Here is a 12819-nt window from a genome sequence, read left to right as displayed (position 1 = left end):
TAAATGAAGTTTAATCTCTTATATTTTGTTCGTCTCCTTCTGCGGCATGCTGGACTTCTGGTGGCTGTCCCTATCATTTTGGCATCCATGGTATTTTACCTCACCCGAAATGAACCCAAGGTATTCAATTCCAAGGCACGTATTTATACGGGAATTGCAACAGGGTCGAACATTGAACTGGAGAATACCAAAATAGATTTTAGAGCCACAAATACGGCTTACGATAACTTACTGAACCTCATTAAGGCAAGGACCACCATTGAAATTGTGGGACTAAAACTTTTTGCCCAACACATGGTTTTGGACAGCGCTGATGTTAAGATCATCTCACATAAAAAATATCGTGAGTTGATGGAAGCTGTCCCTGAGGAGGTAAAGCAACTGGTGGTCAAAGGTGATTTGGAAAAGACCTATGCGAATTTCTCAAGGCTAAAAGAATCGGACCACACTAACTTTATTTACAAACTCATCAATCTTGATCATCCCGACTACAGTATTGAAAAGATTCTGGGAAGAGTAGGGTTGCGAAGAATTTCCAATAGTGATTTTGTGGATATCGAATTTGAATCCGAAGATCCCGCCATTTGTCAAAATACCTTGCTGATTATATGTGAAACCTTTGTAAGGTTAAATGCTGATATCAAGGCCAATCAATCTGATGCTGTTGTACGATATTTTGAGGGACAGTTGAATGAATCCACCACTGATCTCAGAGGCGCTGAAGATGAGTTATTGAACTTTAATAGAACCAATAACATCATCAACTATTACGAGCAAACCAAGCATATCGCTGCGGAAAAAGAGGAATTTGAAATCAAATATTTCGAGGTGTTACGGAAGTTTCATGCGGCGAAAGCGGTATTGGAAACCTTGGAATCCAAATTGGAAAGCCATCAGTTAAAACGCGTTTCGAGTCAAAGTATTATGAGTTTACGGAAGGAACTTTCAAGGTTGAACTTTGAGGTTTCCATGAAAACTTTGGGCCTTGAAAAAGACTCGGTCCAAATCGAAAAGGATGCAAAAGAAGTATCAAAAAAGATGTCGCGGATTAAAGAACTTGAGGAACAATTGGCTTCCCATGTGGATACGCTCTACACAACAGATTATGATACCAAAAGCGTGGCATCAACAAGTATTCTTTCAGATTGGTTGCAAAAAACAATCGAATATGAAGGTTTTGATGCCCAGTTGAAAGTGATGGACCAAAAACGGGAGGAGTTCAAAGAACTGTATCAAGAATTTTCCCCTTTGGGAGCCACCATGAAACGTTTGGAACGTAAAATCGACATTGCTGAAAGAGAATATTTGAGTCTATTGCACAGTTTGGGCTTGGCCAAGTTGCGCCAACAAAACGTAGAACTGAAGTCCAATATCAAACTTACAGAGGTCCCCTTTTACCCCATTAGTCCGAAACCCAGCAAGCGAATGTTAGTGGTCATAGTTGCCTTCATGGCAGGTTTCGTCTTGGTTGCGGCCACCATTTTGGTTCTTGAACTTTTGGACGGAAATATCAATACCGCAAAAAGGGCAGAGGACAAAATTGGTTTGAAAGTATCGTCAATCTTTCCGGTGATTAGCTCATCCAGCAAAAAAATGGATTATGAGTATCTAAAAAACAAGGCGGTGAACGCGATCTCAAGAAACATTATTCTCAACCAATTCAAAAAAGAGAAAGAAAGAGAGCCTTTGGTCAACATGCTGTTTTCCACACAGGAAACTGAAGGTAAAACCTTTATATGCAAACACCTGATCGCAAAGCTTTGTGAACTGGATTACAACATACTTCACATCACTTATGATGAGGAAGATTTGCAACTCCCCAGCCAATGTTATCAAAGACTGGTTTATCCGATAAGCGATAAACTATACAAGATTTCCAACGTTAAGGAGTTTGATGAAGCCAATTCCATTTCAGATTTCAAGCTTTTCGATTTTGTCATTTTGGAGATGCCCAGCATAATCAAGAATCCATTTCCAGTTAAGTTAGCTGCTACCATGGACTATACCTTTTTGGTCACAAGGGCCAATAGGGCTTGGGGGGAAGCAGATAAAAATGCACTGGAACTTTTTAAAGAGGCCACCACAGGTCCAGAACCGACCATCATTTTAAATGGGGTGAAAGTTCTTGAAATGGAAACTGTCGTGGGAGACCTTCCCAAAAAGCGATCCATAGTAAGAAAATGGGTAAAGAAAGCGGTTCAGTTCAGATTTTTCACAAAAACCTCTGTTGCTTAATGTTGGGAAAGCTCAAAAATATTGGTAAGGAAAAGAATCTTTCGTCATTGATGGCCAACGTGAGTGTGGCCTTTTTGGGCCTAGTGAGTTTTATGTTGCTTACCCGACAATTGAGCAAAGAACTTTTTGGAGAATGGGTGCTGTTTATCACTTTGGCCACCTTTGTCGACCTTTTGCGTTTTGGATTGACCAGGACTTCTTCCGTCAGGCTTTTGTCCGGTGCGGACAAAGAAAATGTAAAGGTTGTTTTGGGTACTTCCTTTCGCATCAATTTGGTATTACTTGTTGTTCTAACCTTAGCTTGCTGGATGCTGTACGGCTTAGTAGTTGCAGGTGGTTTCGAAATCAACAATGGGTATCTTCTTTTTTTGATGTATTACCCCTTTCTGGCACTTTCCAATTTGAGTTGGAATAATGCGATGTCCCTCTTTCAAGCTGAACAAAACTTCAAGAGAATGATGTTCGTTCGGCTTTCTAATGTCGGCCTATTCTGCGTTTTTTTAGTAATCAATTATGCGTTGCTAGGTCTTGGTTTGGTTGAGATCATTTGGGTGAACATTGTGGTGAATGCTATTTCGGGTCTTTGGTGTTCCTTGAAAAACTGGGACGGACTTTTATTTATATCCCAAGCGAAAAGAAACGTCCAAAAGGAACTGATAAACTTTGGTAAATACTCTATGGGCACCTTGATTAGCTCAAGCCTGCTGAAGAGTTCAGATACGTTTATCATAGGAATGAGCCCCATCTTGGGCTCGGCAGGAATTGCCATGTACGCCATCCCACTGAAATTGACTGATCTTTTGGGCATTCCTCTCCATAGTTTTGCTATGACAGCCTATCCTAGAATGTCCAAAAAATCCATCCAAGGGGATATCATGGGCACTAAAAAAATATTTTATTCCTATGTGGGGATAGTCACCTTGTTGTTCTTTCCAGTGGCTTTTGCAGGTTTTGTTTTTGCTGAGCCTATGGTCTTATTCTTGGGAGGCAACGAATACAAAGACGCACTCCCACTTCTCACGCTCATTTTTAGGGTGTTTACTTTCTATATCATGCTTCTGCCGATTGATCGCTTTACCGGGGTTCTATTGGATAGCATCAATAAACCAAAATTGAATTTATACAAGGTTTTGGTAATGACTTCAGCCAATATTGTGCTTAACGTATTGGCGGTTTTTGTTTTTGAAAGCCTAGTTGCCGTCGCAGTAGGTACAGTTTTATTTACCGTGATGGGAATTTTTATGGGATTCTATTACCTCAAAAGAGAAATTCAGATAAGGGGACGGGACATATTTTCAGAAAGCGTGTTGTTTTTAAGAAACCTCAAAATCCATTTAGGCTAATGAGTCCTTTTGAAACAACACATGGGGCTGAATATATGAGAAAACCTTTACCGATTCTCATTATTTTATCTGTCGCTTTGACAGCGGGGCATTTAACTGCTACCCGTGGTTTGGTGGCTGGTATGGCCATCATGATGTTTCCCTTTATTTTTCTGTATTTGGGAGCACTCTTTGTGAATCCGAGAATTGGGGTGGTGACTGTGCTTGTTTTCAATTTTTTTGTTTTGGGGATTGGGCGGTATATACCAATGACCTGGGGCCTCCTTATGGATGGCCTTATGGTGCTCATGTATCTTGCCCTTTTTTTCAAGGCCTTTCGACTAAAAGTACCGTGGGATCTAGCGAAGTCGCAGCTCACCCTATTGGCTTCTGTTTGGTTTGGATATGCCATATTTCAAATTGTAAACCCTGAGGCGGTTAGTATTGCCGCCTGGTTTTACGCCATGCGCGGACTTTCCCTTTACATGTGGATGTTTATTCCTTTGGTTTTTATCCTATTTAACAAACCCAAAGATTTACAGTTATTTTTTGTGATCTGGGGAGCTCTTTCCTTTTTGGCCACCCTTAAGGGCATGCAGCAACTTATTTTCGGAGTTGATTCATACGAACAAGCCTGGTTGGATGCTGGTGGTGCCATTACGCACGTACTCTTTGGAAAGTTGAGGATATTCTCATTTTATTCAGATGCGGGACAATTTGGGGCAGCACAAGGTCACGCTGGGGTGGTATTCGGAATTTTGGCCCTTTTTGCAAAGAATAGAAAGGTGCAGGTTTTGTATGCCATAGTTGCTGTGGCCGGGCTATTGGGTATGATGATCTCAGGAACTCGCGGTGCCATAGCTGTACCTGCAGCAGCCGGGGTGATGTTCCTTATTGTTCGAAAACACATTCCAAGTATCGTACTCGGTGCACTTCTTGGGATAGGCGTATTCGTCTTCTTCAAGTACACTACAATTGGGAATGACAACGACCAAATTCGTAGAATGCGAACGGCATTCGACCCCAATGACGCTTCGTTGCAAGTTCGCTTGGAAAATCAAGCTAAATTATCGGGCTATTTGGCATCCAGACCTTTTGGCGGGGGAATTGGTTCCACCGGAAATTGGGGCAAACGGTTTTCACCCAATACTTTTTTGGCAAACACCGCCACGGATAGTTGGTTTGTGGCCGTTTGGGCCGATACAGGAATTGTGGGTCTATACCTCCATCTGTTCATTTTGTTTTTTACGCTGATAACAGGAGCGTACAATGTGATGTTCAAAATAAGGGATGGTTGGCTAAAAGGACAGATTACTGCCTTGGTCTGTGGTATGTTCGGAATCATGGCCGCGTCCTACGGAAATGGAGTTTTTGGGCAATTTCCCACTTGCATTTTAATGTACGCGGGCATGGTCTTTATGTTCATTGCCCCAAAATTGGATAAACAAATACTGAAAGAAAGACAAGAAACTGAAGCAGATTTCAGTACGGAACTGATCTCATAAAAATCATACCATGGCAAAACCGTTGGTGTCCATTATCACCGTAAACTACAACGAATCCCAAGTCACTTTGGAACTTTTGGAATCAATTCGTGAATTGAGCTACCCTAATATTGAGGTCATTGTTGTTGATAATGCCTCCCCTAATGATAATCCAGATTGTATCAAAGAAAGATTTCCCGAGGTCAAGCTAATCAAGAGCCCCAAGAACCTGGGCTTTGCAGGTGGAAACAACCTTGGGGTCAAACAAGCCAAAGGAGGGTACTTACTTTTTATCAATAACGACACAATTGTACCAAAAGACTTTGTTGAACCCTTGGTAAAAACTTTGGAGAAGGATGAAAGTATCGGCATGGTAAGCCCTAAAATTAAATTTCATTGGGACTCTACTTTAATTCAATATGCGGGCTATACGGCGATGAACAAATGGACCATACGAAACAACAGCATTGGATATCATCAAAAGGATAATGGAGATTTCGATACCCCAAAGGAAACCCAATCCATACACGGTGCGGCCATGATGGTTCCAACAAGAGTGGTGCAGGAGGTTGGCATGATGACGGAGATATACTTCTTGTACTATGAAGAGCATGATTGGGCCGAAATGATCAAAAGGGCAGGGTATAAAATTTACTATCAACCAAAGTCATTTATACTTCACAAGGAATCTGTATCCACTGGAAAATTCAGTCCCCTGAAAACATATTATATCTCACGAAATCGAATTCTTTTCGCGCGCCGAAACTTTAAAGCATTGGAGCTTCTGGTGAGTTTGATCTTTCAGTGCTGTGTTTCCATCCCAAAAAATAGTTTGAAATTTTTGATTCGACGAGAGTTCGAACACTTTAAGGCCCTTTGGAAAGCCATATCGTGGAATCTAGTTCACAAGGCAGCCTGAATAAGCCACACCCAAGGTTTTAAAAGGGATTCATCCAAATAGAATGGGCATTGACAACAGGTTTTCAATGCTTTACAACAAATAGTTTTCTTTCCAAAAATGTAAGATAATATTTACAAAAATATTAAACCTGTCTTAATGTTTAAAAAATCTAGAGTAGCCATTTTAATGGTTTTGGCCATGTCCATTTCGTTGGTTGCGTGTGTTAGCGAAAGTGACTTGGATTCGAATATAGATAATACTGATGACAATGCCATTGAGGACGGTCCTCTGGCAGGATTAAATGTTTCTGCTGACTTCAGTTATGCCACCAACAAGGAGATTTCCGTGACCCTGGATGTTCCACCGTTTTTAAGCAATGCTGTTTTTACGATATTTAGCAAAACAGGTAACCAAGACAGTATTCCCTTCGGGAGGGCGACATTCGATAATAGTGGACACTTTGAACGGGACTTTTTAATACAGGCCCAAACCGATAGTATCATTTTTGTTTCTGATTACCTTGGATTGACCAAGGATATACACTTACCGGTTCAAGGCAATTCCATCTCCTATGATTATAGACCCTTATATGAAAGAAATAATTCCTCAAGAAGTCAAGTAAATGGGATGTTTAAGGGTAAGGGGAGCGCCAACTTGACCTCTAAGGTAACCTATAACTATTTAAGCAGTTACAACTTCCTTGGAGTTCCTTCGGAATTGGAACTTCCCGATGTTATTGAACAAAACCTTTTGGATGATGTCAATGCATCCTTACCTGAAAGAAGCAGAGTGCCCGTGGCCAATCCACAATTTTTAGCGAATACCAGTGAATCTAGTATGGTCTTGAACGATTTGGCGGATGTTTGGGTGACCTTTGTTTCAGAAGGTGCAGGGTATCGCAATGCTTTGGGGTACTATTCCTATCCATTGGGATCACCACCTGCTTCGGTAGATGAAATAGCCAGCCACAATATAATTTTTCCAAATACTTCCATGGTGGGTTCTTCTGGAGGACTCGTCCCCGGAGATCGCGTTTACTTGGGTAGGTTCCCTCCCAATACGGTAGTTTCCTGGTTCATCGTAGCCAACGGGTGGAATGGTTCTGCAGTTGGTGATGGTAATAATATTTTTTATTCGGAACCAAGCTTTAACCCGGAGCCTTCCAATTTAAGTACCCATGTAGTACAATTGTATGACAGTGCTCGGGAAATTAATTTCCTTGCTTTCGAGGATTTACGAAGAGATGGAAACTCGGATGACGATTTCAACGATGCCGTTTTTTATGCAAGGGCCAATCCTGTGGAGTCCATTGAATTGACCAATGTAGTGGCACTTGTTCCTGCGAATGATTCCGATGGTGATGGTGTGAATGATGCCTTGGATGATTTTCCTTTTGATGTGAACAAAGCCTTCAACAATTTTACCCCAAGTGCTAACCTAACAGGTGTTTTGGCCTTTGAGGATTTATGGCCCAGTCAAGGAGATTACGATTTCAATGATTTGGTAGTGTCCTATGGGTATAACCTAGTTACAAATGCCTCCAACCAAATAACCAGTATCGAAGGTTCTTTTACCATTGATAATATTGGTGGAGCCTTAAGAAACGGTTTTGGCTTGGTGTTTCCAATTGATCCTTCGCTGGTAGATAATGTAGAAGGGCAGGTCATCAATGCGGATTTTATCAATTTGAATGCCAACGGAACAGAATCAGGAACTGCGACAAATGAAACCGTAGTTTTTGTAGCCGGTAATACCATTGAAATGCAAGGGGATACCATTGACATTACCATAGATTTCAATTCACCTCTGATATACGAACAATTGGGTTTAGTGCCGTTTAACCCCTTTTTGGTGTCAAACGGAGAAAGAGGACGTGAAATTCATTTGCCGGATTTTCCGCCAACAAGTAAAGCAATTCTGCTAAGTACGGGAGATGACGATAGTGACCCCGTCAATGGCAGGTATTACAAAACAGGGACCAATCTGCCCTGGGCCCTGAACATCTTTGATGATTTTGTGGCACCTGCAGAGTCTATTCCCATAACCATTGAATATCCAAAATTCGTGAATTGGGCCAACTCAGGAGGAACTCAAGATTTGGATTGGTACACAAGATAGAACCAAGTATAAAATCAAACTTTAAAACAGTAAAAGATATGAACATTACAGTAGTGGGCACAGGCTACGTCGGATTAGTAACGGGAACCTGTTTTGCCGAAACCGGAATCAACGTCACCTGCGTTGATATTGATGAAAAGAAAATTGAAAAACTTCGCAAAGGGGAAGTGCCCATTTATGAGCCCGGCCTTGACGTTATTCTCGAAAGAAACATTGATAAAGGTCGTATTTCATTTACCACCAGCCTTGAAAAAGGAATTAAGGAAAGCGATGCCGTTTTTATAGCCGTAGGGACACCTCCAGATGAAGATGGAAGTGCCGACCTGAAATACGTTTTGGGAGTAGCTCGCGAAATAGGACAACATATGCAGGACTATAAAGTCGTTATCACTAAAAGTACAGTTCCTGTGGGAACCTCATTTAAAGTGAAAGCTGCGGTTGAGGAAGAATTGGCCAAAAGAAATGTGCGCATACCTTTTGATGTGGCCTCCAACCCAGAATTTTTAAAGGAAGGTAGCGCCGTGGATGATTTTCTAAAACCCGATAGAATTGTGGTCGGGGTAGAGAGCAAGCGCGCCGAAAAGGTGATGAAAAAACTCTATAAACCGTTCTTGATGAATGGGCACCCACTGCTATTTATGGATATTTTCTCTTCTGAAATGACCAAATATGCGGCTAACTCCATGTTGGCCACCAAAATTAGTTTCATGAACGATATCGCGAACCTTTGTGAGTTGGTGGGCGCCAATGTTGATTTGGTCCGAAAAGGAATAGGCTCCGATTCACGAATTGGGAATAAGTTTATTTATCCAGGAACGGGGTATGGTGGAAGTTGTTTCCCCAAAGATGTCCAGGCCCTGGTGCGAACTGCTGATGAATACGGTCATTCGCTAGAAGTACTGAAGGCTGTGGAGAGTGTAAACTATCGACAGAAATCTGTTCTAGTAGAAAAAATAAAAAATCATTTCGGTGAAAACTTAAAAGGGAAACAATTCGGTATGTGGGGACTTTCCTTTAAACCCAAGACCGACGATATGCGTGAAGCCCCATCCCTAGTAATTATTGAACAGCTTAGGACTTTGGGTGCAACCGTTAGAGCTTATGACCCTGTTGCCATGGAGGAGACCAAACGTATTCTTGGCGATAAGATTGAATATGCCAAGGATGAATACGATGCCATAATAGATGCCGATGCACTTATCCTGGTTACCGAATGGTCTGAATTCAGGATGCCCAACTTCCGTATCCTTGAAAAATTGATGAACAACAAGACCATTTTTGATGGCCGAAATGTTTATGATCCCGAAGAAATGTCTGAATTGGATTTCACCTATTACAGTATCGGTAGGGACGTTGTAAAGAACAAGGAAGTAGAAACCATTAACGCCTAAAACAAGAACATGAAAAGAATATTGGTCACCGGAGGTGCAGGATTTGTAGGTTCCCACCTATGTGAAAGACTTTTGGAAGAAGGAAACGAGGTCATTAGTATGGACAATTACTTTACCGGAAGAAAAAGTAAAATTGTCCACTTAATGGATAACCCCTACTTCGAAATCATTCGGCACGATGTTACGCTGCCTTACTTTTTAGAGGTGGACGAAATATATAATCTGGCTTGTCCGGCTTCCCCGGTTCATTACCAGCACAATCCTATTAAAACGGTAAAGACCTCAGTTTTGGGGGCTATTAATATGTTGGGATTGGCGAAACGAATCAAGGCGAAAATATTACAAGCATCCACAAGTGAAGTGTATGGGGATCCCGAGATCCATCCGCAACCTGAAGATTATTGGGGGCATGTTAACCCTATAGGAATTCGTTCGTGCTACGATGAAGGAAAGCGTTGTGCAGAATCACTGTTCGTGAATTATCACAATTCAAACGATGTGCTGGTAAAGATTGTTAGGATCTTCAATACCTACGGCCCACGAATGGAGCCGGATGATGGTAGGGTGGTTTCCAACTTCATTATGCAAGCCTTACAAGGAAAAGACATCACCGTTTTTGGCGATGGTACCCAAACACGAAGCTTTCAGTATGTAAGCGATTTAGTGGATGGGATGATCAAAATGATGGCCACCGAAGATGACTTTATCGGACCCATCAATATTGGTAATCCAGGGGAGTTCACCATGCTCGAATTGGCAGAGAATATCATTGAACTTACCGGGTCCAAATCAAGAATCATTCACTTGCCACTACCGTCTGATGACCCCATGCAACGAAAGCCAGATATTTCTTTGGCGCAAGAAAAGCTTCAGGACTGGGAACCTCGAATCGATTTGAGGACCGGCTTGAGCAAGACCATTGAATATTTCGATGACCTCCTTAAGGAGAAATCCATCAAAGAACTCATGGAAAGTTAGCCCAGGGCTCTAAACCACCACTATGGATGTGTTGAAAATCATTTTAAACGCTATTGAGTTTCTTCTAATAGGGTATTTTGGTTTTGCCTCCCTATACGTTTTTCTGTTTTCATTTGCTGGGCTTTTCCCAATGAAAAAAAGAGAAGAAATTCTGCAAAAGCAACGGAAATTTGCAGTCCTGATTCCAGGATATAAGGAAGACAATGTTATTGTTGAGGTGGCCGAACAGGCCTTGAAGCAAAACTACCCCTCAGACCTCTATGATGTGGTCATCATAGCAGATTCCTTTCAACAACGCACATTGAGTAAGTTGTACCAATTACCCATAAGGGTAGTGGAAGTATCCTTTGAGAAAAGTACAAAATCAAAAGCCCTTAACAAGGCCATGGATGTCATCGGCGATGATTATGACATAGCCTTGGTATTGGACGCCGACAATGTGATGGAACGCGGTTTTCTTGAAAAAGTAAATGCTTCGTTCAATCAGGGATACAAGGTGGTGCAAGGGCATCGGATAGCCAAAAATGTCAATACATCATTTGCTGTTTTGGATGCTATCAGTGAAGAAATCAACAATCATATTTTTAGAAAAGGGCATAGAGTTTTAGGGCTCTCTTCGGCTTTGATCGGCTCGGGAATGGCCTTCAACTATCATTTTTTTAAAACCACGATGGGCAAGGTTAATGCCGTAGGAGGGTTTGATAAGGAGCTTGAACTAAAACTTCTGAAAAACAAAATACGGATTGAATATTTACAGGACGCTTTGGTTTTGGATGAGAAGGTCCAAAAATCGGAAGTCTTCGCAAATCAACGCAAACGTTGGCTTTCGGCCCAATTCATCTATTTTGGAAGATACTTTTTCCCTGGGATTAAAGAATTGTTTTTAAGGGGCAATCTTGACTTTTTTGACAAGGTCTACCAAATGGTTTCACCACCTAGGGTATTGTTACTTGGTTTGGTATTTGTCTTTTCCCTTTTTTATTTCATTTTGGTGGATTTACTTCAGAATTCAATGCTTGGGGTTTTATCCATTTACTGGTACTTGAGTTTAGCCCTAACGGTATTGGCTTTCTTCTTTGCCGTCCCGAAAAGGTTCTACACAAAAGCAACGCTGCGGGCGATTTTGAAACTTCCCAAAGCATTTTTACTCATGTTTCTATCCCTTTTCAAACTGAAGGGAGCTAACAAAAAATTCATACACACCCAACACGGAACGGTCAATGGCAACTAAAATGAAAATTGGAATTGAAGGGCAACGACTATTTCGGAAGAAAAAGCATGGCATGGACATGGTGGCCTTGGAGTTGATCAAGAATCTTCAAAAGATTGATTCAAAAAATGAATATGTTGTTTTCGTTAGGCCAGATGTTGATGATACCTGTATTCCGGATGCGCCCAATTTTAAGATTGTAGAACTTGATTCGAAATGGGGCTACCCGGGGTGGGAGCAAATTGCATTACCCAAGGCCGCCTATCGGGAAGGCTGCGATGTTCTGCATTGTACAAGCAATACAGGACCTTTATTCTCCAAAGTGCCTTTGATTACTACGCTGCATGACATCATTTATTTGGAAAGCATAAGTCTTCTTAAGAAGGAAGGAACCTGGTACCAAAAACTGGGAAATATGTACAGAAGGTATTGTGTGCCTCCGGTAATTCGAAAAAGTAAAAAAGTCATCACTGTTTCCAACTATGAAAAGGATCGAATCAATAAACACTTTGGGTTTGAAGGAGAACGTTTGACCGCTATCTATAATGGGGTAGGAGAGCATTTTAAGAAGGTGACAGATGCCGAACAGCTTAGGTCCATTAAGGACCAATACAACTTGCCCGATAAGTTTTTCTTCTTCTTGGGAAACACCGACCCCAAAAAAAATACGAAAGGGGTACTTAAGGCTTTTGCCGATTTCAATAAGGAATACCCTGGTCAATATCAATTGGTGATGCTCGATTATGATAAAGCCGAGCTTCATCGACTTTTAAGTTCACAAGGTATTGAAGAAATTAAGGAGCTCATCCATTTGACTGGATACGTGACGAACACCGATTTGCCAGCAATCATTAGTCAATCTTCGGTATTTCTATATCCTTCGCTTCGAGAGAGTTTTGGTATTCCCATTTTGGAGGGAATGGCCTGTGGAGTTCCAGTGATTACTTCAAATACTTCTTCCATGCCTGAAGTAGCCGGCGAGGATGCCGCTTTGCTGGTAGACCCGTTGGATACCTCGCAAATTACCAAAGCATTGATCACAGTCATTGAGGATGAGATGCTCACAAAGCTTTTGGTAGAAAAAGGAATCCAGCGCGCCAAGCATTTTTCATGGGAAGCCATGGCTAAAAATGTTTTGGAGCTCTATGAAAATGTTCATTACGAAATACAAGAAAGTTAG

General features: G+C 41.5%; 9 protein-coding genes. All 9 read left to right on the top strand.

All coding sequences use genetic code 11. The annotated features are described in order from the left end of the window. Nucleotides 1-3: 3 nt before the first annotated feature. The 9 genes from EW142_RS10745 to EW142_RS10705 all read left to right on the top strand — a co-directional run bounded on the left by EW142_RS10745 (nucleotide 4) and on the right by EW142_RS10705 (nucleotide 12819). Nucleotides 4-2235, top strand: coding sequence for a GumC family protein (locus EW142_RS10745; protein ID WP_130613715.1), 2232 nt, complete (start codon nucleotides 4-6; stop codon nucleotides 2233-2235). Then, nucleotides 2235-3578 (top strand): oligosaccharide flippase family protein, encoded by a 1344-nt coding sequence (locus EW142_RS10740; protein ID WP_165395260.1) that lies wholly within the window; start codon nucleotides 2235-2237, stop codon nucleotides 3576-3578. The genes EW142_RS10745 and EW142_RS10740 overlap by 1 nt, the downstream gene beginning before the upstream one ends. Nucleotides 3579-3613: 35 nt before the next feature. After that, nucleotides 3614-5062, top strand: coding sequence for an O-antigen ligase family protein (locus EW142_RS10735; protein WP_130613712.1), 1449 nt, complete (start codon nucleotides 3614-3616; stop codon nucleotides 5060-5062). A gap of 10 nt (nucleotides 5063-5072) precedes the next feature. Beyond that, nucleotides 5073-5960 (top strand): glycosyltransferase family 2 protein, encoded by an 888-nt coding sequence (locus tag EW142_RS10730; protein WP_130613710.1) that lies wholly within the window; start codon nucleotides 5073-5075, stop codon nucleotides 5958-5960. A 138-nt stretch (nucleotides 5961-6098) separates the two neighbouring features. Then, on the top strand, nucleotides 6099-8060 hold the full coding sequence (locus EW142_RS10725) for an LruC domain-containing protein (RefSeq protein WP_130613708.1): 1962 nt from the start codon (nucleotides 6099-6101) through the stop codon (nucleotides 8058-8060). 38 nt (nucleotides 8061-8098) lie between these two features. Next, nucleotides 8099-9451, top strand: a complete 1353-nt coding sequence (locus tag EW142_RS10720; RefSeq protein WP_130613706.1) for a UDP-glucose dehydrogenase family protein — start codon at nucleotides 8099-8101, stop codon at nucleotides 9449-9451. A gap of 9 nt (nucleotides 9452-9460) precedes the next feature. Continuing rightward, nucleotides 9461-10429 (top strand): UDP-glucuronic acid decarboxylase family protein, encoded by a 969-nt coding sequence (locus EW142_RS10715; protein WP_130613704.1) that lies wholly within the window; start codon nucleotides 9461-9463, stop codon nucleotides 10427-10429. A 22-nt stretch (nucleotides 10430-10451) separates the two neighbouring features. Beyond that, a complete protein-coding gene (locus tag EW142_RS10710) occupies nucleotides 10452-11660 on the top strand; it encodes a glycosyltransferase family 2 protein (protein WP_205783254.1) in 1209 nt (402 codons plus the stop codon). 1 nt (nucleotide 11661) lies between these two features. After that, nucleotides 11662-12819: a glycosyltransferase family 4 protein gene (locus tag EW142_RS10705; protein ID WP_130613702.1), complete on the top strand. Its 1158-nt coding sequence runs from the start codon at nucleotides 11662-11664 to the stop codon at nucleotides 12817-12819.

The sequence above is a fragment of the Flagellimonas allohymeniacidonis genome, assembly GCF_004296335.1.
In the GTDB taxonomy this organism is placed as follows: Bacteria; Bacteroidota; Bacteroidia; order Flavobacteriales; family Flavobacteriaceae; genus Flagellimonas; species Flagellimonas allohymeniacidonis.
The sequence above is the reverse complement of the archived record's forward strand: the minus strand, read 5'-3'. Positions and strand labels throughout refer to the sequence as shown.

Coding starts and splice junctions, on each gene's coding strand:
- EW142_RS10745 (WP_130613715.1), top strand. CDS start 4: ATGAAGTTTAATCTCTTATATTTTGTTCGTCTCCTTCTGCGGCATGCT.
- EW142_RS10740 (WP_165395260.1), top strand. CDS start 2,235: ATGTTGGGAAAGCTCAAAAATATTGGTAAGGAAAAGAATCTTTCGTCA.
- EW142_RS10735 (WP_130613712.1), top strand. CDS start 3,614: ATGAGAAAACCTTTACCGATTCTCATTATTTTATCTGTCGCTTTGACA.
- EW142_RS10730 (WP_130613710.1), top strand. CDS start 5,073: ATGGCAAAACCGTTGGTGTCCATTATCACCGTAAACTACAACGAATCC.
- EW142_RS10725 (WP_130613708.1), top strand. CDS start 6,099: ATGTTTAAAAAATCTAGAGTAGCCATTTTAATGGTTTTGGCCATGTCC.
- EW142_RS10720 (WP_130613706.1), top strand. CDS start 8,099: ATGAACATTACAGTAGTGGGCACAGGCTACGTCGGATTAGTAACGGGA.
- EW142_RS10715 (WP_130613704.1), top strand. CDS start 9,461: ATGAAAAGAATATTGGTCACCGGAGGTGCAGGATTTGTAGGTTCCCAC.
- EW142_RS10710 (WP_205783254.1), top strand. CDS start 10,452: ATGGATGTGTTGAAAATCATTTTAAACGCTATTGAGTTTCTTCTAATA.
- EW142_RS10705 (WP_130613702.1), top strand. CDS start 11,662: ATGAAAATTGGAATTGAAGGGCAACGACTATTTCGGAAGAAAAAGCAT.